General features: G+C 61.6%; 13 protein-coding genes. 4 read left to right on the forward strand and 9 right to left on the reverse strand.

Translation table 11 applies throughout. From position 1 onward, the window contains the following. Positions 1 to 46 precede the first annotated feature (46 nt). The 3 genes from BUS42_RS09685 (at position 47) to BUS42_RS09695 (ending at position 8,641) form a co-directional block, all read left to right on the forward strand. Positions 47 to 1,303, forward strand: a complete 1,257-nt coding sequence (locus BUS42_RS09685; RefSeq protein ID WP_074306733.1) for an efflux RND transporter periplasmic adaptor subunit — start codon at positions 47 to 49, stop codon at positions 1,301 to 1,303. Between the two features lie 191 nt (positions 1,304 to 1,494). Continuing rightward, positions 1,495 to 5,214, forward strand: coding sequence for an efflux RND transporter permease subunit (locus BUS42_RS09690; protein WP_074306734.1), 3,720 nt, complete (start codon positions 1,495 to 1,497; stop codon positions 5,212 to 5,214). Between the two features lie 55 nt (positions 5,215 to 5,269). Next, complete coding sequence (locus tag BUS42_RS09695; protein ID WP_074306735.1) at positions 5,270 to 8,641, forward strand: efflux RND transporter permease subunit; 3,372 nt, start codon at positions 5,270 to 5,272, stop codon at positions 8,639 to 8,641. Positions 8,642 to 8,819: 178 nt separating this feature from the next. Here BUS42_RS09695 and BUS42_RS09700 read toward each other — a convergent pair whose 3' ends face one another. From BUS42_RS09700 to BUS42_RS09710, 3 genes are all read right to left on the reverse strand, one after another. Next, positions 8,820 to 9,260 carry a hypothetical protein gene (locus BUS42_RS09700; protein ID WP_254053417.1) on the reverse strand — a complete coding sequence of 147 codons (441 nt, stop codon included), beginning with the start codon at positions 9,258 to 9,260 and terminating at the stop codon, positions 8,820 to 8,822. A 244-nt stretch (positions 9,261 to 9,504) separates the two neighbouring features. Beyond that, positions 9,505 to 11,673 carry a xanthine dehydrogenase family protein molybdopterin-binding subunit gene (locus tag BUS42_RS09705; protein ID WP_074306737.1) on the reverse strand — a complete coding sequence of 723 codons (2,169 nt, stop codon included), beginning with the start codon at positions 11,671 to 11,673 and terminating at the stop codon, positions 9,505 to 9,507. Further along, positions 11,670 to 12,140 carry a (2Fe-2S)-binding protein gene (locus BUS42_RS09710; RefSeq protein ID WP_074310906.1) on the reverse strand — a complete coding sequence of 157 codons (471 nt, stop codon included), beginning with the start codon at positions 12,138 to 12,140 and terminating at the stop codon, positions 11,670 to 11,672. Before BUS42_RS09710 ends, BUS42_RS09705 begins: the two co-directional genes overlap by 4 nt. 364 nt (positions 12,141 to 12,504) lie before the next feature. Here BUS42_RS09710 and BUS42_RS09715 point away from each other — a divergent pair, with 364 nt between their 5' ends. Continuing rightward, positions 12,505 to 13,356 carry a hypothetical protein gene (locus tag BUS42_RS09715; RefSeq protein ID WP_074306738.1) on the forward strand — a complete coding sequence of 284 codons (852 nt, stop codon included), beginning with the start codon at positions 12,505 to 12,507 and terminating at the stop codon, positions 13,354 to 13,356. Here BUS42_RS09715 and BUS42_RS09720 read toward each other — a convergent pair. The 6 genes from BUS42_RS09720 to lysA form a co-directional block, all read right to left on the reverse strand. Further along, a complete protein-coding gene (locus tag BUS42_RS09720) occupies positions 13,332 to 13,811 on the reverse strand; it encodes a hypothetical protein (protein WP_074306739.1) in 480 nt (159 codons plus the stop codon). The genes BUS42_RS09715 and BUS42_RS09720 overlap by 25 nt on opposite strands. A gap of 394 nt (positions 13,812 to 14,205) precedes the next feature. Next, the gene (gene mgtE, locus BUS42_RS09725) at positions 14,206 to 15,585 is read right to left on the reverse strand and encodes a magnesium transporter (RefSeq protein ID WP_074306740.1); all 1,380 of its coding nucleotides are present in this window, start codon (positions 15,583 to 15,585) and stop codon (positions 14,206 to 14,208) included. A gap of 311 nt (positions 15,586 to 15,896) precedes the next feature. Further along, entirely contained in the window at positions 15,897 to 16,754 is an 858-nt protein-coding gene (locus BUS42_RS09730) for a 3-keto-disaccharide hydrolase (RefSeq protein WP_074306741.1), read from the reverse strand. Between the two features lie 813 nt (positions 16,755 to 17,567). After that, entirely contained in the window at positions 17,568 to 18,617 is a 1,050-nt protein-coding gene (locus BUS42_RS09735) for a DUF1559 family PulG-like putative transporter (protein ID WP_074306742.1), read from the reverse strand. 144 nt (positions 18,618 to 18,761) lie between these two features. After that, positions 18,762 to 18,965, reverse strand: coding sequence for a hypothetical protein (locus BUS42_RS09740; protein WP_074306743.1), 204 nt, complete (start codon positions 18,963 to 18,965; stop codon positions 18,762 to 18,764). A gap of 1,452 nt (positions 18,966 to 20,417) precedes the next feature. Further along, a complete protein-coding gene (gene lysA, locus BUS42_RS09745) occupies positions 20,418 to 21,692 on the reverse strand; it encodes a diaminopimelate decarboxylase (RefSeq protein ID WP_074306744.1) in 1,275 nt (424 codons plus the stop codon). Positions 21,693 to 22,886 lie beyond the last annotated feature (1,194 nt).

A 22,886-nucleotide genomic window follows, 5' to 3' on the forward strand; every position in this document is an offset into this window, starting at 1 on the left:
GAGTTGCCAGCTTATTCCGGGTGATCATCGTCGGAGCTTATTTTTTATGAATCGAGCACGCGCACTCATTCTGATTCCTGCCTGTTGTCTCGCGATTCTCGGGTGCGAAGCTGAGAAGCCGAAGATGGTGCAGACCAAACCCGCCACGGTCATCGTCAGTCGAGCGATCACCGATGACGTGACCGACTATGAAGACTTCACTGGAAGAACGGAGGCGGTCTTCTCCGTCGACCTCAGGGCGCGCGTCACCGGTTACCTCGAGAAGGTCAGTTTTAAAGATGGAGACGAGGTCAAGGAAGGCGACCTCCTGTTCGAGATCGACGCTCGCCCTTATCAGGCCGAGCTCGCACGGACCGAAGCGACGATCCTTCAGGGCGAAGCCCACCTGAACCGGTTGGACGCCGACCTCCAGCGCGCCAAGAATCTCTTCAACCGAGGCAACATCAGCCGAGAAGAGTATGATAAATACAACGGCGACCGGGCCGAGGCGCTGGCCATGGTCGGAGTCGCGATGTCGGGTCGCGACCTGGCCAAGCTCAACGTGGAATTCACCAAGATCAAGGCGCCGATCGCCGGACGGCTGAGCCGCCGCATGGTCGACCCGGGAAACCTGGTGAAAGCCGATGAGACGATCCTCACCTCGATCGTCTCGCTCGATCCGATGTATGTGAACTTTGACATTGATGAGCGAACGATCCTCAAAATCCGCCGCTTGATCCGCGAAGGCCGGGTCAAGACCCGCGCCGAGGCAGAAGTCCCCGTGTTGATCGGGCTGTCCGACGAAGACGGATTTCCCCATCGGGGCACGATCAACTTCAGTGACAACAAGGTGGATCCCAGCACCGGAACGCTCCGGGTCCGTGGGATCATCGATAATCCGAAAATCCGGGAGACAACCTCCCGAGTGCTCTCCCCGGGCCTCTTTACCAGGGTTCGGTTGCCGATCGGCGCCGCGCATAAAGAGACGCTCATCCCTGAAGATGCGATCGCCACCGACCAAGGCCGGAAATACCTCTACGTGGTCCGGGGCGAAAAGAAGAAGGGGGCCAAGAGCGATTCGGAGACCGAACAAGTCGTCATCGACCGCACCGTGAAGGTGGGACGAACGATCGGCGGGCTCCGGGTGATCGAAGAGGGTCTCAAGCCCGACGAGCTCGTGATCGTCCGAGGGCACCAACGGGTCCGCCCGGGCGCGAAGGTCGAAACGCGACTCTGGGAGGATGCCCCTCCCCCGCCCTCCGCGGGAGACGCGCTTCAGGGGACGAGCAATCCCTCGAAGGCCGCCCAGGCGTCGCGCCAATAGCATGGCGTCAGGAATATCATCGCGGCACGGGCTCACAAGGCACGCGCCAGCGCGTCACGATCCACCAATCAGACGGGTCCCAGGGGCCAACGACCTCGACGTTAGCGGAAGCCGGATCGGCGTCCTGTCCTGAGCAGGGCGGGCCGAGGGCCAAGGAAGGGTGACGTCGTAACCCAGAGGGAGATTCGGCATTGATCTCGCGCTTTTTCATCGATCGACCGATCTTCGCCTCGGTCCTCTCGATCGTGATCACGCTGGCAGGCGCGATCGCGCTGTTTGCGATGCCGATCGCGCTCTATCCGCCGATCTCTCCCCCGGTCGTGCAGGTGGATTGCCGCTTCCCGGGCGCCAGCGCTCAGGTCGTCGCCGAATCCGTCGCCACGCCGATCGAGGAGCAGGTCAACGGCGTCGAAGACATGATGTACATGTCGTCGCAATGCACCAACGACGGCTCGTACAACCTCACGGTGACCTTCAAGCACGGCGTTGACCTGAACGTGGCCCAGGTCCTCGTGCAAAACCGCGTGAGCCTGGCCATCCCTCGCCTCCCTGATGTCCTCAAGCAGACCGGCGTGACCACACGCAAAAAGTCGCCCGACATCCTGATGGCGATCGCGATCAGCTCTCCTGACGGAAGCCGTGAACAGCTCTACCTGAGCAACTACGCGCTCATGCACATCAAAGACGAACTGGCACGCGTTCCGGGCGTCAGCGACGTCAACATGATGGGTCAGCGCGATTACAGCATGCGGATCTGGGTCGATCCCGAGCAGCTCGCCGCGCGCAGTATGACGGCCAGCGACGTGATCGCGGCCCTGCGTTCCCAGAACATGCAGGTCGCCACCGGCCAGATCGGTCAACCGCCGGTGCCGGACGGCCAACGAACGCAGTTGACGCTCAGCACGATGGGCCGGCTTGTCGAGGTCGAGCAATTCGAGAACGTCATCGTCCGGGCCACGCCCGAGGGCCGGGTCGTTCGGATCAAGGATATCGCCCGCGTCGAGCTCGGCTCCAAGAACGAGGACGTCAGCGGCCGGGTCAACGGCAATCCCACCGTGAGCCTCGCTGTCTTTCAGCTCCCCGACGCCAACGCGCTTGACGTGGCCGACGTCGTCAAGGCGAAGATCGCGGAGCTTGCCGCCGACTTTCCTCCAGGCGTGAGCTACGAAATCCGCTATGACACGACTCCGTTTATTCGAGAGTCGATCGAAGAAGTCTTCAAAACCTTGCGCGAAGCGATCGTGCTCGTCGCGATCGTCGTCCTCCTCTTCCTTCAGAGCTGGCGTTCGTCGATCATCCCCCTGATCGCGGTTCCGGTGGCGATCGTCGGCACGTTCGCCGTGCTGATCGCGATGGGTTTCACCCTCAACAACCTGACCCTGTTCGGGCTGGTCCTGGCCATCGGCATCGTGGTCGATGACGCGATCGTGGTGGTCGAGGCGGTGGAGCACCACATCGAGCGCGGACTGAAACCGCGGGCGGCCACGATCAAGGCCATGGAAGAAGTTTCCGGGCCGGTCATCGCCATTGGCCTGGTCCTCTCGGCCGTCTTCGTGCCCTGCGCCTTCATCAGCGGTATCGTCGGCCAGTTTTTCCGCCAGTTCGCATTGACCATCGCCACCTCGACCTTGATCTCCACGTTCAACTCGTTGACGCTCAGCCCGGCTCTCGCTGCACTCTTGCTCCGGCCAAAAGGTCACGGGGGAAACGAGGCGTTACCTCGGCAAGCGTATGCGTTATTGGGGGGATGGCTCAGTTGGAAGTATCTCCCCGCGCTGCTCGCACCACGGCTCGTTCATCAAGAGTCGGCCGCAGCATGGGCATTGGTGGTCCTGGCCGCCGCGGCCGGCCTGACCGTGGGCTGGCTCGTCTCCAAGACTGTGAATCGGCTGCTCGGCGGCTTTTTCAGCATCTTCAACTGGGGCTTCCAACGAGGCACGGGAGCCTACACGCGAATCGTCGGCTGGATGCTTCGGGTCTCGTTCCTCGTGTTACTCGGCTATGGTGGCCTGCTCTACCTGACCTACTGGGGCCTGAAACACACACCCGCCGGATTCATTCCGTCGCAGGACATGGGTTACTTGCTCGTCAATGTCCAACTCCCCGACTCGGCCGCCTCGGAACGAAGCGCCGCGGTCATGAACCGGCTCGAAAAGATCGCGCACGAGATCCCCGGGGTCAAGCACACGCAATCGACCAGTGGGATGTCGCTCTTGCTCAGCGCCAACGGATCCAACTTCGGGTCGATGTTCGTGATCCTCGACGAGTTTTCCAAGCGGAGGACACCGAATCTCTCGAGTGACGCGATCGCCAAGCAACTCCGCGAGCGGTATGAGAGCGACGTCCCCGAGGCGATTATGACGGTCCTCGGACCGCCCCCGGTGCGCGGAGTCGGTCGAGCGGGCGGGTTCAAGCTCATGGTCGAGGATCGCGGTGACCTCGGGTCGCGAACCTTGCAAGGTCAGACCGAGAACCTGGTCGACCAAGCGAAAAACCTCAAGGTCGAGGTCGAGACCGACACGCCCCTGGACACCCTCCAGAAGTGGTTCGGCTCCCCCAAGGCCCCGCCCAAGCAAGGGACCGAGAAGCCGGCGCTGGTCGGGCTCACGTCGGTCTTCCGCGCCAACGTGCCGCAACTCTACGCCGAGGTCAACCGCAAGGAATGCATGGCGAAAGAAGTCCAGTTGCAGGACCTGTTCGACACGCTCCGGATCTACCTCGGGTCGCTCTATGTCAATGACTTTAACCGATTCGGACGCACCTGGCAGGTCATCGTCCAGGCGGACGCCAAGTTCCGCAACACGATCGATGACGCCAAACGGCTCAAGGTCCGCAACGCCAAGGGCACCATGGTTCCGGTGGCGGCCCTTGCGGATATCCGCGAAGACACCGGACCTCTCGTGCTCACGCGATACAATATGTATCCCGCGGCACCCGTGAATGGAAGCTCGGCTCCAGGCGTGAGCTCGGGCACCGGGATCGAACTCATGGAGCGCCTGGCCAAGGCCGAATTGCTCCCCTCCATGGCGACGGAGTGGACCGAGTTGGCCTATCTGGAGATCCAGGCGGGCAATACCGCCATGATCGTCTTCGGATTCGCCGTGGTCATGGTCTTCCTGGTCCTCGCCGCCCAGTACGAGAGCTGGTCCTTGCCCCTGGCCGTGATCCTCGTCGTGCCGATGTGCCTGCTCGGCTCGCTCATCGGCGTCCGCTATTCCGGCGCGGATATCAACATCTTTACGCAGATCGGGTTCGTCGTGCTGGTCGGTCTGGCGAGCAAGAACGCGATCCTGATCGTCGAGTTCTCGAAGTCGTTGCGTGAGCAAGGGAAAACACCTCGCGAGGCGACCTTGCAAGCCTGCCGGTTACGACTGCGGCCGATCGTCATGACCTCACTCGCGTTTATCCTGGGGGTCGTGCCGCTGATCACGTCCCACGGAGCAGGCGCCGAGATGAGGCGGATCCTCGGGACGACCGTCTTTAGCGGAATGATCGGGGTGACCCTCTTCGGAATTTTCCTGACCCCGGTCTTCTTTTACGTGATCGACCGGCTGAGCGGCTCCCGGCTGCTGCACCTGAAGTGGATCGAGCGGGTGAGCGAGGCGTTGCTCGGGGTCCTCTCCCTGCGGATTCTCAGAAACCTCGGCCGCCGCGCCAAACCGCGCACCACTGTCATCACCGCGCCAAGCTCGAATGGGCACGGCACCAATGGTCATGCCCCGATTCCGCTCAAGCACGAATCCAAGGAGTTGGCCACGCTCGCTCTGGTACCGACGAATGGCTCAGGCCCCAAATCGGAACAAGCGTTGGTCGACTCCCACGGAAACGGCTCCGCGCCCCATCCAACCGTTACGCCGACCAACGGAATGGCCCCCCATTTACACGAGACTCCGCCTACCTCGAACGGCTAGGGTCAAGCTTGCCTCCCGCCCCGAGGGGTCATTGACGCAGAGGTAATATCTCGCCATGTTCTCACGTTTCTTTATCGATCGGCCCATCTTCGCCACGGTGCTGTCGATCGTGATCACGCTGGCCGGCGGAATCGCCGTGTTCACGCTGCCGATCGCCCAGTACCCGGACATCGCGCCTCCGACGGTGGAAGTCTCGGCCTACTACCCCGGCGCGAACGCGCAGGTCGTGGCCGATACCGTCGCGGCGCCGATCGAGCAGCAGATCAACGGCGTGGAGAACATGCTGTACATGTCGTCGCAATGCACCAACGACGGCATGTACAAGCTCACGATCACCTTCCGGATCGGCGTCGACCTGAACATGGCGCAGGTGCTCGTGCAGAACCGCGAGTCGCTGGCCGAACCGATCCTGCCCGACCTGGTCAAACGGCGTGGGGTGACGGTCAAAAAGAAGTCCCCCAGCATCCTCATGATCGTCAACCTGTTCTCGTCGGACGGGACTCGCGAGAACCTCTACCTGAGCAACTACGCCACGATCCAGCTCCGCGACGAGTTGGCTCGGCTCGAGGGCGTCGGCGATATCACCTACCTCGGCCAGCGCGACTACAGCATGCGGGTCTGGCTCGATCCGGGCAAAATGTCGTTTCGGAACCTGACCTCGAGCGACGTCACCCGCGCGATCGAACAGCAGAACGCCCAGGTCGCCGCCGGCCAGATCGGCCAGCCTCCGGTCCCGACCGGGCAAGTGTTTCAATACACCATGAGTACCCTCGGGCGACTGACCGACGCCGATCAGTTCGCCGACATGATCTTAAAAACGGATGCCGAAGGACGAATCGTTCGGCTCAAGGATGTCGCCCGGATCGAGCTCGGCGCCCAGGGCTATGATCAGAGCTGTACCCTCGACGGCAAGCCATCGGTGGCCCTCTCCATCTATCAGCGTCCCGGTTCCAACGCGCTCGAAACTGCCCGGCTCGTCCGGGTGAAAATGGAAGAACTCAAAGGCCGGTTCCCGACCGGACTCGACTACGCGATCGTCTATGACACGACGCCGTTCATCACCGAGTCGGTCAATGAGGTGTTCAAGACCCTACGTGACGCGGTGATTTTGGTGGCCGTGGTGGTTCTCCTGTTCCTTCAGAACTGGCGGTCGGCCGTGATTCCGCTGATCGCGGTTCCGGTGGCGATCGTCGGCACGTTCGCCATCATGGCGGCACTCGGGTTCAGCCTGAATAACCTGACGCTGTTCGGCCTGGTCTTGGCGATCGGGATCGTGGTCGACGACGCCATCGTCGTCGTCGAGGCGGTGGAACACCACATCGAGTCCGGGCTCTCACCGCGTGACGCAACCGCCAAAGCGATGGAGGAGGTCTCCGGACCTGTCATCGCCATCGGCCTGGTGCTCACGGCCGTCTTCGTCCCCTGCGCCTTCATCGGTGGGATCGTCGGCCAGTTTTTCCGCCAGTTCGCACTCACCATCGCCACCTCCACCTTGATCTCGACCTTCAACTCGCTGACGCTCAGCCCGGCCCTGGCGGCCCTGCTCCTCCGTTCGCGAGAGCACGGTGGCGGCGAAGCCTTGCCTCGCCCGGCTTACGGCCTCCTCGGCGGCTGGGTCGGCTGGAAGTTCCTCACGGCCCCAATCGCCGCCTACCTGAAGACCCATCCGACGCTGTTCCCCGGCATCGATCCCGCATGGCTGGCGGTCGCTGGGAGCATTACGGCCGGTGTTCTCGGCGGCCTGATCGTGAGCGGGATCCTCAATCGGATCTTGGGCGGGATCTTCAAAGGATTCAACGCGGGGTTTCGCGCGGCCACCGGCGCCTACACTCGGATCGTGGGTGTGATGCTCCGCGGAACCTTCGTCGTCCTGCTCGGCTACGGCGGCCTGCTCTATCTGACCTACTACGGCTTCGCCCATACGCCAACCGGCTTCATCCCGACCCAGGACAAGGGCTATCTGCTCGTCAACGTCCAAATGCCCGACTCAACCTCCCTGGAACAGACCCAGCGCGTGATGCAGCAGATCGAGCTGGCCTCGGCCAAGGTGAAGGGGGTCAACCATACCGTTGCGATCGCCGGGCAGTCGATCTTGCTCAACGCCAACGCGCCCAACTTCGGCGCCATGTACGTCATGCTTGACGACTTCGTGCATCGCGAATCTCATGAACTCTCGGGAGATGCGATCGCCGCCAAGCTTCAAACCGTGCTTCAGGACGAGATCCAGGACGGCCTCATCAACATCTTCGGGGCGCCCCCGATCGAAGGGCTTGGCACAGCGGGCGGGTTCAAGCTCGTGATCGAAGACCGCGGCGATACGGGGCTCGACTCACTCCAATCGGCGGCCGATCGGATCGTGGGTGAGGGCACGAACACCGTGGGACTTGAAGGCCTGTTCACCAGCTTCCGAGCGAATACGCCTTGGCTCTTCCTCGACATCGACCGGAACAAGGTCGAGACCATGGGCGTCGCGACGAGCGAGGTCTTCAACACCTTGCAAGTTTACCTCGGTTCGCTCTACGTCAACGACTTCAACAAGTTCGGCCGCACCTGGCAGGTCAACGTCCAGGGCGACTCGAACTACCGCAAACAGATCTCCGACCTCAAACAACTGAAGATCCGCAACCGGAGCGGCGGCATGGCACCACTCGGGGCGATGGCGGATATCCGTGATATGAACGGGCCTGTCCTGGTCATGCGTTACAATATGTATCCGGCCGCCGCCATCAACGGCAACCCGGCCCCCGGCGTGAGCTCCGGCCAGGCGATCAACCTGATGGAAAAGGTCGCCAAGGACGAGCTCCCGCAATCGATGCGTTCCGAATGGACCGAGCTCGCACTCTTGCAGCTCGAGACCGGGTCGACGGCGATGATGGTGTTCGTGCTCGCCGTCGTGCTCGTCTTCCTGGTTCTCGCCGCCCAGTATGAGAGTTGGTCGCTCCCCTTCTCGGTCATCCTGGTCGTGCCGATGTGCTTGCTCTGCTCGGTCGCGGGTGTGCTCTTCACAAAGATGGACATCAACATCTTTACTCAGGTTGGCTTCGTCGTCCTCGTCGGCCTGGCTTGTAAGAATGCCATCTTGATTGTCGAGTTCGCCAAGTCGAGACGAGACGCGGGAGTCCCGCGCCGCGAAGCGACCCTCGAGGCCTGCGCCTTGCGGCTCCGGCCGATCATGATGACGTCGTTCGCCTTCATCCTCGGTGTCGTGCCGCTGGTTCTCTCCGAAGGGGCGGGAGCTGAAATGCGCCGAACGCTGGGAACCGCCGTGTTCAGCGGTATGCTCGGCGTCACCCTGTTCGGGATCTTCCTCACTCCCGTCTTCTACTTCGTGATCCAGTGGTTCAACGACCGGTTCTCCAAGCCCGAGAGCCCGATCGATCCCGAAGACGATGAGACCGAGGACGTCGAGGGCATCGGGGCGCACTGAGCTCGAAGCGGCCCGGCCGAAAACTCCTATTTTCTCGCTCGCCTTCCGCTGATTGAGTCTAACGCCAACTTATTGCAAGTCAGAAAAGTAATGCACGCATGTTGCAGCCCCCAGGGGCTGCAAGAAACCCACCGACCGGGAGGATTTCGCGTGCATTCCTTTTCTGACTCTCGAGAGTTCAGTCAGGAACCACGGCCCCCTTCTCGACCCACTCGCGCATTTTCTTGACGAACTCGGCGTGCGAGAGCGGCGGCCTGGTACGACCATCTCCCGGATCCCATCCACCAAGGACAAGCTTGTCCTCGGTGACGTGGTGGAGCAACTGCTCCAGCGTCTTGTTCCCGTTCGTCTTCGGGTCCTTCAATTGTCGAGCGAGCTCGCCAGGCGTCTTGCCCTGGAAAACGAGCGGCATCTCAGGAGAGGGGAGGTGCCAGTTCGGATTGCCGGGAGGCATGTTATCGCCTGCCAGGTTCCGCTCTTGATGACAGTTGGCACACTTGAGCGCATACAGTCCTTTGCCGTCCGGCCCGCGCTTGACGTTCTGGGCATGCAGGTGGCTATCGTCCCCTTGGAGGGGAATGTCTCCCGCCGGGTGGCAGTTCATGCAACGTGGGTGCATCAGAACCTTGTACGCTGCGAGAAAGGCCGCGCGCGAGTCCTCCTCGTCACCCTTGCCATTGCCTTCGCGATTGCCGATACCAGGGTCATCAGCTTTTGACGGATTCACATCATGAAAACAGAGTAGTCCACAAAATATTGCGGTGAGAGCCAATGTTGTTGTGGGTATGAGGCGCCTCAGCCGAATGTGCCTTCGTTCGTCAGGCAGCTCCATCACGAGTCTCCTCCCGCCGGGGCCAGGCTAGCTAGGCTCTTTTCAGATCTTCGGGACGGATCGGCAACCGACGCACTCGCTTACCCGTAGCGGCAAAAATGGCGTTGGCCAACGCAGGAGCCACCGGCGGAACGCCGGGTTCGCCCACGCCGCCCATCTTGTCCGTCGTGGGCACGATGTGGACTTCAACAACGGGCATTTCATTCATCCGCAAGATCGGATAGTCATGAAAGTTGCGTTGCTGGACCCGGCCGTTCTCGAATGTGAGCTCACCGTAGAGCGCCGCGGTGAGTCCGAACGCGATACAGCTCTCCATCTGGGCCCGCACGGCGTCCGGGTTTACGGTGGGGCCACAATCGATCCCGCAGACGACTCGATGAATGCGGATCTTGCCTTCGTCGGAGACCGAGACTTCCGCCACGTGGGCGACGAAACTTCCGAACGACTCATGCACGGCCAAGCCGCGTCCGTGTCCCTCGGGGAGCGGCTCGCCCCAGCCCGCCTTCTCGGCGGCGAGCTCAAGCACCCGCTTGTGGCGTGGATGGTTTCCGAGCAACGAGCGTCTGAGCTCCAATGGGTCTTTGCCCGCGGCATGCGCCAGTTCGTCCAAGAAACTCTCGACCACGAACGCAGTGTGAGTATGCCCCACCGAGCGAAACCAGAGCGTGGGGACGCCCCCGGGCGCGATCTGCCAGTCGACGCGGAGGTTGGGAACGTCATAAGGAAGGTCGGCGGCCCCTTCCACGGCCGTGTCGTCGACCCCATCTTTGACGATGACTGACTCGAACGGCGTCCCGACAATGAAGGACTGACAGACGATCCGATGCTCCCAGGCCACCGGTTTGCCATCCGCGGTCAGACCGCCGCGGATCGCGTGCGACGCCGCGGGCCGGTAGTATCCACCTCGGATATCATCTTCACGCGTCCAGATGACTTTGACCGGCGCCTTGACGGCCTGGGAAAGTTGCACGGCTTCGAGCACGAAGTGACTGTCGAGGACCGCGCGCCGGCCAAATCCACCGCCAAGCAAGGTCGTGTGGATCTTGACTTGTGAAGGCTTGAGTCCAGTGGCCTTCGCCGTGGCGTCGCGATCAAACGTTTGGGCTTGGGTACCGGTCCAGACGTCGCAACCGTCCGTACGCACGTCGGCCACACAGTTGAGCGGCTCCATGGTCGCGTGGGCGAGGTAGGGGAGTTCGTAAAACGCGTCGAGCGTTTTTGCGGCCGCGGCCATCCCGGCGGCGACATCGCCCGCTTGTTTGGCCACGGCCCCGGGCTGCTTGGCGAGCTCGGCATAGTGGGCGCGCTGGGTCCGGCTGTTGAGAGTCGCCAGCGGGCCCTCGTCCCAGTCGACCTCCAGGGCGGCACGCCCGAGTTTGGCGGCCCAGAAGCCGTCGGCCACGACCGCGACCCCGCGGTCGATTTCGACGACGTGCCGCACCCCAGGCACGGCTTTGGCTTTCTCACCGTTCCAGCGCTTCGCCTTGCCGCCGAAAACAGGGGGGCGAAGCACGAGCGCGACCAGCATTCCCGGAACGCTGACGTCGAGACCGAAAACCGCCGTCCCATTCGTCTTCTCGGGGGTATCCAGCCGCTTCGTCGCCTTGCCGATGAGCGTGAAGTTCTTGGGATCCTTCAGCGTTACGTCCTTCGGCGGAGTCAGCCGCGACGCCTTCGCCACAAGCTGGCCGAACGAGAGTCGCTGCCCCGAATCCCGATGGACCACCGCACCGTTCTCCGCCTTGCAGGTTGAGGCGTTGACCTTCCAGGTGTCGGCAGCCGCAGTGATCAGCATCGCCCGGGCCGTCGCTCCCGCCTTGCGGAGTCGGTCCCACTCCGTCCAGGTGCTCGTGCTCCCGCCCGTCATTTGCGTGCCGTAGAGCGTGTGATTATAGGCAGGGTCGACCGGCGCAGCCTCGGCGTGAACCTTACTCCAATCGGCGTCGAGCTCCTCGGCCACAATCATCGACAGTCCGTTATAGACCCCCTGCCCCATCTCGGCGTGATTGATCAGCACGGTCACCGACTCATCGGCACCGATCCGGACAAACGCATTGGCCTCGAACGAAGCCACTCGCTCCTCGGCCGCCGCGACCTGCCTGGGTGTTAAGGGGAGGTGAACGCCGAGGACCAATCCCCCGCCCCCCAACAGACTTGTTCGGAGGAAACCACGCCGGCTGAGATTGAGGACCTCGCTCATTTGCCCTCCTTCTTGACCGTGATCTCGGCCGCCCGGTGAATCGCGCGCCGGATCCGCGGATAGGTTCCACAACGGCAGAGATTACCGGTCATGGAATCGTCGATATCCGCGTCGGTGGGATTGGGATTCTCGCGCAGCAGGACTGCGGCGGACATGATCTGACCCGACTGACAATACCCGCACTGCGGAACGTCTTCCGCGATCCAGGCCTCTTGCAGAGGGTGTCTGTGATCGGTCGAAAGACCTTCGATCGTGACCACTTCTTTGCCGACAGCACGCGAAACGGGGGTGACGCACGAGCGGATCGCCTCCCCGTCAAGATGGACGGTGCAGACACCGCAAAGCGCCATGCCACAGCCAAACTTCGTCCCCGTCAATCCGAGTGTTTCCCGGATCACCCAGAGCAGCGGCGTGTCCGGGCTGACATCGACCAAGTGGAGCTTGCCGTTCACTTTCAGCTCGAGCATCGTCACGACCCCTTCCCGAGTCGATTCGAATCGATTCGCAAGCCCATCCCAGGAAGCCACGTCCCTTTGCGACGGTCCCACGTACCCATGTCTCTCCAAGGGAGATTTTAATCGACGTCGATGGGTCACCGCCACACTTCTTCGCCGGGCTCGGACGTCCGTCGCCATAATCTCCTTTGCCTTCTGACGACTCGGAACCACACACCATCTGAAGTGATGACTCACTCGAACTGCCAATGCGAACTCGCCGGTTGCGCGGTGTGTCCCAAGAATCAGGCTTCATGCGTCCGACCTCGGTTAAAGACTCTGCTGCAATCCACACTTAATCGCCACCACATGCATTGGGCTGCTATCGAGAAACCACATGCAGATCGAATTCGTTCCCCTGTTGGAACGGCAACGCAACCTGTACCGGATCCCGCGCGGAGGTGACCGGTTTTCCGCCTACCTTCGGCTCATGCTCAATGAAGCTCAGAACGAGGTGCGGTTCCCGCCTCTCGTCGCCTTGAATCCGATGGCCGGGGATGATGTCGCCGTGCTGATCGATGCGTTGATCGATCTCGACACTGAGGAGGTCGCCACTCGAGCAGCCGTCGAGGCCTCATCCCAGCATACGGAACTGGTCAGGTGCTTTTCGATGGGACTGGTCGTTGCGGACGACGTGGGAGGTGGGTGGACCAACCGCTACGCCAGTGAGTTTTTCCTGATCACAGGTCGAGGTCGCTCCTCACCATTTCAGCAATCCTGGATCGCAGGAGTCCTGTGGTCGAGTGAGCCAGCCACGGTCCGGGGAGTCTGGGAAACGGTGCAGACGGCGGTGCACCGAACGGCCTCAATCCACCGGAACGGCGCAGCCCAGACACTCCGAGATTATCTGAGCCAGGAGGGTGACGCCATGGCGCGAGCCGGTTGTGTCGCGCCGACGATCGACGCCGAAGACCTCGAGTACACTCGACAGCTCTTGACCCCCGAACTGGACGAAACGAACCCACGCACAATCATGGAGTGCCTGTTCGGCGATGAGGCGAGTCGAACGTTGGGCTTTACGCCCCGCGGGCTCAGCTATCGCGCGGGCCTGGCGCTGGCGTTGCATGACGCACGATTGATGAGTTCTCGCCGATCGCAGCGAAGTCGCGAACAACGAATGCAACGAAGCATTACCGATCGGTCAGAGCAAACCGATTGCATGCCTCAATCATTCGGAAGCGGCCGATGATTCGCCCACCGATCGTGCAAGTCAGTGAGATCGTTTTGCATGCCACCGATAAATCCCGTGGTGCCGGCACGCGACTTTGGCCACTGGATATGGATGTGACTTGTGTGTGGATCAGGCCCCGAATGGGGCTTGGGCCCCCCAAAGTCATCAATTGTGGCATGATTATAGATTACGGCGTTCCAGCCCATGGCGGCCTTTGAGTAGACGAAAAGGTCGACCAGGTTCTCCGCGAGCTTGCGCTCTGACTCCACCCACGCGAGCAGGATGATATCGAGGGCAAGACCGGCGACGTGGGGGTCTGTCGAGGCGTTGTAGTTGGGATTGGTCGAGTGATCCCCCGGCGCGGCTTGCAGCCTGGGCATCGTCTTTTTGACGGTGGGGTCCTGGCCCGGGAAGATTTCCGGGAAGGTCGCGGCCAACGCGTCTTTCAACTCCATGATGGCAGCTTCCGCCATGACATGCTCGCTTTCACCTGAAGCCGATCCCGCAGTGGTGAATGGGCGTCCGAGCGGTGGGAAAACCAACGACTCGGTTCCGCGCATCATCGCGCGCCCGGTTGCGTTTGCAAGCGATTTCTGGCCGCGAGTCCCAGCGACCGCCGCGCAACGGCCCGCACGCCAACCCCCGGTCGACCTCGCCTTCCGGCGATTTGATTCATGTGATCCAGGCCCGACGACCGATCTCAGATAAAGGTGAGGGATCACCGCCCCACCCAAGACAAAGGGCGTGCGGCTCGATGGACCATGGAAGGCCCTTCGGGTCGTTCGTCATTTCGAACGTCCGAACGCGGTCACTCGATTGCCCCAAGCCACCGCGCGTCCCTGTCCTGCCGTTCCGTTGCCATCCTGGCTACAGGAGCGTGCCCCGGAGGACCAAGACGGCGACGGTGAAGTAGATGACCAGGCCCGTGACGTCCACCAACGTCGCCACGAAGGGCGCCGAGGACGTGGCCGGGTCGAGTCCTAAACGCTTCAAGAGGAAAGGGAGCATCGATCCGGCCAGTGTGCCCCACATCACGATGGCGAGCAGCGTGACGCCAACCGTGAGCCCCACGAGGGCCCAATGCGGCCCATACATACTGGAGAACGCACTCCAGACGGCGATCCGCAGGAAGCCGATCGTCCCGAGGATCAACCCGAGGAGGAGACCGGACGCAAGCTCGCGGCGCAACACCATCCCCCAGTCGCGAAGTTTGACCTCGCCCAACGCCAAGGCCCGGATGATCAAGGTCGCCGCCTGGGAGCCCGAGTTGCCTCCGCTCGAAATAATCAGTGGAACGAAGAGGGCCAGGACCACCGCTCTCTCGATCTCCCCCTCGTAGTACCCCATCGCGGTCGCGGTCAGCATTTCGCCCAAAAAGAGCACGATGAGCCAGGAGGCCCGCTTCTTCACCAGGGCAAAGAACGGCGTGGCGACGTAAGGCTCGTCCAGCGCTTCCAGGCCGCCGAACCGCTGGATCTCCTTCGTCGCCTCTTCCTCCGCCACATCCAAGACGTCGTCAATGGTCACGATCCCGACGAGACTGCCATGGGAGTCGACGACCGGCAACGCGGAGCGGTCATATTTGCGGAAGACCTCGACCGCGCCCTTCTTATCATCCGTCACCCGGAGGGCAACGAACTGATTGTCCATGATGTCGCGGACGATCGTGTGGAGCGGGGCGAGCAGAAATTCGCGGATACGGACGTCGTCGACGAGCTTGCCCTGGCCGTCAACGACATAGAGGACGTTGAGCGTTTCGCTATCCTTGCCATGCGCCCTGACGTGGTCGAGGACCCGCCTGACGGTCCAGTCCTTCCGGACCGCGACGTAGTCGGGCGTCATGAGGCGACCGATGGTCTCCTCGCCATAGGTCAGCAGCCGCTGTGCAACCGCGCGCTGCTCCGGGCTCAAGAGCGCGAGCAGTCGGCCAGCCAGCTCCTGAGGCACCTCCGCAAGCAGAGCGGTCCGATCGTCAGGCGCCATGTCATCGACAATGGCGGCCGCCACGGGCTCCGGAAGCGTCTCGAGCAGCCGCTCTTGAGTCGCCAGGTCGAGGTATTCGAAGGTTGACGCCGCCAACGGAGGCGTCAGTTCTCTGAATATCGAGGCATGTTCGTTCAGACTCAGGTCGGCGAGGAGCTCGGCAAGGTCGGCGGGGAGCCAGCGGTTCAGCACCTCGGCGAGGGTGACAAAGTCCCCGGCGTCAATCAGTTCTCGGACTTCCGGCAAGGCCAGCTTTCCCAGCATGTCGAGCGACTCGTTCTACTCTAAAAAGCGGTTCACCGTCCGGCGGCTCTGGACTTGAGGTGCGGAGCATCCGCCTTCGACCTCTTGAAAACCACATCGTTCAAACACTGACGCTCAAAACAAAATCCAAACATACAAACTTATCAATTCACACCATGCCAGCAAGATCGTATCCGTGATCCGGACATCCGTTGGTTCCCGGGTCGTCATGGACGATTTCAATGGGCGAAAGGTGGCGATCCTTCGTGACTGAAGGGGTCTCACCACCTGGTGTTTCCGCCTAATTTTTTATCATGTTCTCGCGTGGATTCCTACTCGGTCCCAATCCTTTTGGACACGATGGGGCGGATTCGCAAGTTCCGGTAGGCGACCGGTCCGTGGTCTCCCTGAAGGAGGATCGGCCCGGGGCGATCGGGGCCGTCCAGACCGGCGCGGGTGCCTCCTTCGCCGAAGTAGCCGACGAACTTGCCTTTTTCCTCGCGGAGCTTGACCTGGAGCTCGGGCGGCTTGCCAACGCTTTCCTGCCGGAGCCGCTCGAACGCCGCGCGGTCGGTCTCGCCATATCGGACGTCGTGGTCGGAGTAAACGATCTTGCCATTCCAAACGAGCGTCAGTCGTTTGCCGACGAGCTTGATGTCGTACGACTGCCAGACGCCGGGAGGCTTGGCAAGGTTTTCTTTCGGGAACGCGCGCTCGTAAAGTGCGCCACAGTCGTGAAACGAGGGGTGTTCGACCCCGTAACTGTCGAAGACCTGGACCTCGAAGAGCCCACGGTTGTAGACGCCCGAGTTGCTTCCCTTGGGGACGGTGAACTCGACGTGTAACTCGTAATCTTCGTAATTCTCAGTGGTCATGAGGTCAGACCCACGCCCGTCGCCGCCGCAGAGCATCACGGCGGCGGGCCCACCGCCGCCTCCAACGGGCAGGAGCCGCGCGGGGTCGGCGGGGTCGAGCTTGACGTCGTCACAGACGACCCAGACTTTCTTCGCCGCGGGAACGCGATCGGTCCAGCCGGTGAGGTCTTTCCCGTTGAACAACGGTCGCCATCCCTCGGTCGGTTCGCGGTCGTTCAGGGCGAAGCAGGGCGAAACACCGAAAGGGAGAATTCCCCCGACGCCAAGACCGAAAGTCAGGGCGTTGAGAGCCGAGCGGCGCGTCATTTCTGGCATCGTGAGTCGGGCTCCACGGACAAGTCCAGCGCCCACCAGACCTGAACCAAGCGTCATTGGCGGGGCTTTGGGGGTCGATTTTGAAGAAAAGGCTCGAAAACCTCCCATTTCGTTGGGAAAACCCGAGTTGTCAAGACATCTTCAATTCCCAATCACAATCGAGTCTTTCGAGCGACACCTACTGTCCGCCAGAAAATCCGGCAACGCAAGCAGAGAATCGGCCAACGTCTTCAGAATCTCTCGAACCCTGGAGGGTTGACCTCAGAATTGATCGGAATCTCAGTCAACTGGCAGCGGACCCACGCGGAACTGCAGAGCGTCCTCGGGCGTCAGCACGAAAACCGTTGGACGAGGTCACTCAGCGTGGATTCGAGCTGGCTCTCCCACGCCACTCGCGGTTTGGTGGCCAGGGACGAGCCGATAGGGGCCACGGGTTGGACTCAACCCGTGAGCGATCGCCCAGGTTTTTGGCTGACGGGTAGAGTCCAACCCGTAGCCCCCAGGGCTTGCACATCATTCAATACAAAGAAAGACCCGGTCCACCCGCTTATCGCGGTTTGCCCTCGAGTGGCACACGTCTGGGTGGCTGGGGTCCGGACTCGGCCCCCGATCCAGATGTTGGCCGGCGCACCGGGGTCCGAGTCCGGCCCCCAGCCACCCAGAGCGCTCGAGCTGTGATCCCCGGCGTGTGCGACCGACCGGTTGGTTGGCAGTTCGGGAGTGTCCTCGTCGCGATAACGGGCGGCTCGCGACGAGTGAGGACGTGGGAGCCCGGACGGTGAGGGCCGTTTCGGGCTCCCTGGCGGTGGCCGATCAGTAGGAGTCTGCGCTGATCACTTCGCCGCCATTGCGGGTGCCGATGGCCCACCAAGCCTGGAGGTTAACGGTGTCCTTGATGAATTTGACCGATCCATCGGTCATGCAGAGGTTGACGCCACCCGAGTGGTGGCTCGTCGGCGGAGCGGCGCCGTAAACATCTTGTCCCCAGGTGTTCCACGGGGCGTTGGAGCAAGCCCGCGTGTTCGGCGGCGCGGTGTGGTTGTAGACCGCGTAGTTGATGTAGTAAGGGTAGGCCTGGAACCAATCGCCGCGGGCGCCCGCGACGCCCGGTGTGGATGGTGGCATCGACTTACAGGCATTCACCAGCGCCATCGCGCCGGCGGCATCGGCCTGGGTGTTGTTCAAGCCCGTCTCGAAATGGACGCGCTTCCAGTTATTCGGATTGGAATCACCGGCCTTTACGCTGCCGGGATTGGTGTGGCCGGACAGCACTTCGCTCCAGAGTGCGGTGTTGCTCGTTCCGTCAACGACCCCGGCGATCTTGAGGTCGCCGGCTTGATTGTTGTTCTTCAGGTTCCAATCCGCCGTCGGGATAAACGTGCCGGTGTAGCCGCCCATCTGGAACGGGCCGCCGAGGTTCCCCACGTAGTTGCTCAGAGTCACCTGGCGCATTCGTCCATCCGACGGGCAAAGTAACGAGGCGATCTGCGTGTTGAAGACTGTCGTATTCTTCCCATAGAGAACGTTGCCCGAAGCGTTGGGCTGCACCGCGCCCACATTGTAAGCGTTCCACAAGGTACCCTGCTCAAGGTACTGGAGGATGCTCAAAAGGCCACTGGGAGACCAGCCCCAGTTGTCCACCGGCGACGGGACGAGCATCGCGGGCGGAAGCGATCCATTTGTGCTCAAATAATTGTGTGACGCCAGGCCCAGTTGTTTCAGGTTGTTGGTGCACTGAGCGCGTCGCGCCGCCTCACGGGCAGCCTGGACGGCGGGAAGCAATAAGGCGATCAAGACGGCAATGATAGCGATCACCACCAGGAGCTCGATCAACGTGAAACCGCGGGCGTTCGAGTGTCGCATAAGTCTCTCCTTGAGTCCGTGCTCGCTCGCAAGGGCGAAGCCGGAATTCGCTAGGAATGACACGCACGGAATGGGCCTTGACCAGAAAACGTGAGTGCTGCCTCGAAAGCAGGGCCGACGGGGACGCGGGATGTTCGCGATCGGTTACCGGGTCGGGGCGGGGGCGACCTGAGCGCCCCGCGCTCGCGCCTGGGGACTCAGGGGCGCATTGAGCTCGGCGTCTGAGAAGCTCCTGGTGGCGTGAATCTTGTTCTCGACGGGCGTCTGGTCGTTGGAACTGCAACCCGAGCCCAGAGCAAGGCCCACGACCAACGGCGCGAAGACGTTGCCGAACGAACGACGTGACATCGAAGGGACCCTCAACGAATTCGGTGATCCAGAGAGAACAGCCACCCGCCTGCCGACCCCGTTCCATTGTCAAGCGGGAGGCCCGGCAGGTCAGATCCGAGGAACCATCATAGGCGAAGAGTTGTTCCAATCGAGCAATCAGAACGATTTAATCCCAAGGAAATCGTTCTGGCCCGATTTCTCATTCCAAACAACCGACAAAACCGAGAGGGAGCGGCTCATAGCGCAATTCCTTCGAAGCGCCGTCCCTCACCGCCAGCACGAGGCGCGCGTGTCCAAACGGCGACCGGGAGCGGCCTCGCTATGCGATCGAACCTGATTTGCCCATCAAAAAGATCTGAGGATCTCGACGCGGCGACACCCATAAGCAAATAGGGGAGAGTCTCCGCGCGGGTTGGCAACTCGAATCTAGACAACCCATGGTGAGTTATGCAATTCAATTCTCGTACCCTCGGCAATTTTTCTTGAATCGAGCCCTCACTTTCCGCCCTGATTCTGACGCTTTCCAATTCTCCATCGCGATTTACAACGCGATGGGGTGGTTGAAAGAAAATTTAAGATTAACTCAGATTCCTTCCCGGGAAATCCTTCCAAAGGCTCTCCTAATTCTGTAATAACCGAGATGTCACTTCCTAAACAATTAGGCATAAATGGTCATTTCTGATCGCCGGCTCATCAGACGGAGATGGCGAATCCGAGCGCCTCCCCCGATGGCAGCATGGAATGATGCATGCGAATTCCACAGGCGTGGATTAGTTTATGTCACCGCTCATACCACGATTTGATTTGGACGGGACCCAAACCAGGAATCCTGAGTGGTGGGGATCGGTTGTCGGGGCACCCTCATGCACGGCCTTGCGCCGACCTGAGACGGTGGTGGCGCGTCACCAATCCGTTCAACCGTCAAGAGGGATGAATCGGGGGGAGACCCCAAGTCCGAGCGCGCCGAGGACCCGCGTTCTGAGGGGTCTCCGGGAGTCGTCTGTCCTGGTGCCGAACGAGGAGCGGAGGGTCTCTCCACGTTCACCCGAGGCCGGCGACCCAAGCCTTCGCGCGGCGGAGCCGTGAAGGTTGTTTCATGACATCGGCCCCGCTCATGCGGCCCTTCCTGCGCGGTGGGGAGGCTTGGTTCGGGGTCACCAAATTGCGTGAGTGAAGCCCCTGACTTTAGGCATGGGAAGGTAAACCCGCCTCAGTGTGAACCCAGGCCAAAGGCGGTCCCCTCGGGTTCCGAGTGACCCCCGACTCCCCGGCCGTGATCAGGGAATCCGCGACCGTCCCCCGCGTCCCCCCTGCATTGGCAGGGGCGTGCGCGGGGTGGTCGCTGAAGCTGTTACGCCAACCGATTCACCAGAGGCGTGTGTCCTGGGTGCGGAACGGTCGACCGTTCGGCGTGGCGAGAAACCTCCGGGACGGACTCCGTAATCAAGTCGGCGAGTACGCGACGTCAGGTCAGACCGCCGGGATCGACTCGCCCCGGATCAGGTCCTCGAAGGTTTGCCGACTCCGAACCAGGTGGGTCTTGCCGTTGGGGTCGATCATCACTTCGGCAGCCATCGGTTTCGAGTTATAGTTCGATCCCATGGTGAAGCCGTAGGCACCGGCGCGTTCGATGACCAGGAAGTCGCCCACCTTGGCGGTTGGGAGCAACCGTGACCCGACGACACCGCCATCGGTCTGCGTGAAGATATCGCCCGACTCACAGAGCGGACCGCCGACGACGACCTCCTGCCGCTCCCGAACGGTCGCGCCATCGGCCGGGGCGATCGACATCGGGTGGTAAGCGCCGTAGAGAATCGGCCGGGCGAGGTTGTTGAAGCCGGCGTCGAGGAGATAGAACGTGTTCGATCCCATCCGCTTGACGGCGCGGATCTCGGCCACAAGGTAGCCGCTCTCCGCCACGAGGTAGCGACCCGGCTCGATTTCAAGCCGGACGGGGTGACCGAAGGCGGCCTGGAGCCGGCGGCGCGTCGCGTCCCAAAGCTGGAAATAGGCGGCGATGTCGACGGTCTGGTCGGTCACGCGATACGGGGTCGGCAGCCCACCGCCAGCGCTGATGGTTGTGATGGTCGAGCCGATCGTGAGGGCGACTCGCTCGAGAGCCCCGCAGACCTGCGACAGATGCTCGAGGTCGGTTCCCGAGCCGATATGCATGTGCAGGCCAGCGATCTTCAGTCCATTCCGCGCGGCGAGTGCGAGGCAGTCGCCAACCTGATCGTGCCAGATCCCGTGCTTGGACTGCTCGCCGCCGGTGTTGGTCTTCTGGCTGTGGCCATGCCCGAACCCCGGGTTGATCCGCAGGGTGATCTCGCGGCCGGGGGCACGCTCGCCATACTGGGCGATCATGTCGGGCGAGCCGCAGTTGACGTGAATTCCTTGTTCGACCACCAGGTTGAGCGACTCGTGGTCGAAGATGTCGGCCGTGAAGACGATCGGCGGCGGGTCGCCGGCCGGCACGTATCCGGCCGCCCGGGCCCGACCGATCTCGCCGGCGCTAACGGCATCGACCAGCACGCCCTGACGGCGGACCAGGTCGAGCACGGCCAGGTTCGAGTTGGCCTTCTGGGCGTATCGAATCGTGTCAAACACCCGCAAATCGTCGATCCGCTGCTGGATCAATGAGGATTCGTAGATGAACGTAGGCGTTCCGAACCGGCGGGCGATGTCGATGATGGGAACACCGGCGATCTCGTGTCGCAGGTCGGAGAACGCGGTTGTGGCGGCCATCGTCTTGGGTCGTCTCACTCGTGAAAAGACAGCGGGCCGAGGAGTCCTGAATCGGCCCGGCGGAAGCGTCTCAGATTAACGAATGGAATTGGTCTTGCCAATGGCTTCAAAAGCAGTTCGGCCCAGGCTCGAGCCGTCCCGCGCGGTGAATCGTCGGTCGCATCCCCGGAGCGACTCAGGGCGATGCACGCCCGATTCACCAAGGCCCTGCCGTTGACCTCTCAAGACCCAGCGACGGCGCGGCCCCGGCTCGGAGTGATTTCGGACAGGGTCAACTGGCTCCATGCTCGATCCCTTCGCGATCACACGAGCCCACCCACCTCCCGAGGACCGGAACGCGGGAACCGCGTGGGGTCAATGCCCACGATTGGGGGTCAAGCTCATCGCGGGCCATGATAAGCCAAGAAAACCGGGCGACTTCCTCGTGCCTCTTCGATAGTTGCCCAGCCCAACCCTCTTGAGCCGAAAGATGAGCTCAACCCCGACTCACAACACAAATGCGGCTTCATTTGCATCATCGATTTTCTCTATTCGCAATTGTGTTTGCAGTGGCAAACGGTGGACATCGTTGCTAATCCCAGACCTTATGCGTACTGTCAGGGTTGCACTGCAACGCAGGGGCCGCTGCCCTGTTGGAGGTGTGGACCGCAATAGCGGTTCCTGCTGACTTCCTCGGTGTAAAATCCACGTGGAACAACGAGAGAATCGAAGCGAACAACGTAGGGCACGGCAACGCTTGGGCAGCAATGACTTAAGCCCGCCGAGAATACAATATCGACCATTAGAGCCATTTTCATGCGAAACCGCCAATTCCGAATTCGCTCGCTCATGGCGATGGTTGTCGTGGCCGCACTCGCAATGGCCTCCCTCCAAACCTGGCAAAAGGCGCAAGGAGTTCCCAAGACGCCAGGGATTCGGATTGCTTCAACCGTCCTCGCGACAAGGCAGGCCCAGAGAGCGACGACAACCTCAACGACCATTGATCCGATCACTCTCGCCGGCATGGTGCTTGCTACGATGGGCTTCATCCGCTTGTCACGCCGATCTTTGCGGCAACGAATCCGCTGTCGCGTCGGCCCCTGAATCCGATTTGCGATGGAATATCGGCGATATCAGTCTTATTAACGGTGTTCATTAATTCAAAACAATAACAATTTACTATTTTCGAACATTTTGCTTAACAAAATTATTTCA

It is taken from the genome of Singulisphaera sp. GP187, from assembly GCF_900129635.1.
Taxonomy (GTDB): domain Bacteria; phylum Planctomycetota; class Planctomycetia; order Isosphaerales; family Isosphaeraceae; genus Singulisphaera.

Coding starts and splice junctions, on each gene's coding strand:
- BUS42_RS09720 (WP_074306739.1), bottom strand. CDS start 13,811: ATGGCGGAAGCTGCCATCATGGAGTTGAAAGACGCGTTGGCCGCGACC.
- BUS42_RS09695 (WP_074306735.1), top strand. CDS start 5,270: ATGTTCTCACGTTTCTTTATCGATCGGCCCATCTTCGCCACGGTGCTG.
- BUS42_RS09715 (WP_074306738.1), top strand. CDS start 12,505: ATGCAGATCGAATTCGTTCCCCTGTTGGAACGGCAACGCAACCTGTAC.
- lysA (WP_074306744.1), bottom strand. CDS start 21,692: ATGGCCGCCACAACCGCGTTCTCCGACCTGCGACACGAGATCGCCGGT.
- BUS42_RS09685 (WP_074306733.1), top strand. CDS start 47: ATGAATCGAGCACGCGCACTCATTCTGATTCCTGCCTGTTGTCTCGCG.
- BUS42_RS09710 (WP_074310906.1), bottom strand. CDS start 12,140: ATGCTCGAGCTGAAAGTGAACGGCAAGCTCCACTTGGTCGATGTCAGC.
- BUS42_RS09700 (WP_254053417.1), bottom strand. CDS start 9,260: ATGCACCCACGTTGCATGAACTGCCACCCGGCGGGAGACATTCCCCTC.
- BUS42_RS09730 (WP_074306741.1), bottom strand. CDS start 16,754: ATGCCAGAAATGACGCGCCGCTCGGCTCTCAACGCCCTGACTTTCGGT.
- BUS42_RS09740 (WP_074306743.1), bottom strand. CDS start 18,965: ATGTCACGTCGTTCGTTCGGCAACGTCTTCGCGCCGTTGGTCGTGGGC.
- BUS42_RS09705 (WP_074306737.1), bottom strand. CDS start 11,673: ATGAGCGAGGTCCTCAATCTCAGCCGGCGTGGTTTCCTCCGAACAAGT.
- BUS42_RS09735 (WP_074306742.1), bottom strand. CDS start 18,617: ATGCGACACTCGAACGCCCGCGGTTTCACGTTGATCGAGCTCCTGGTG.
- mgtE (WP_074306740.1), bottom strand. CDS start 15,585: ATGCTGGGAAAGCTGGCCTTGCCGGAAGTCCGAGAACTGATTGACGCC.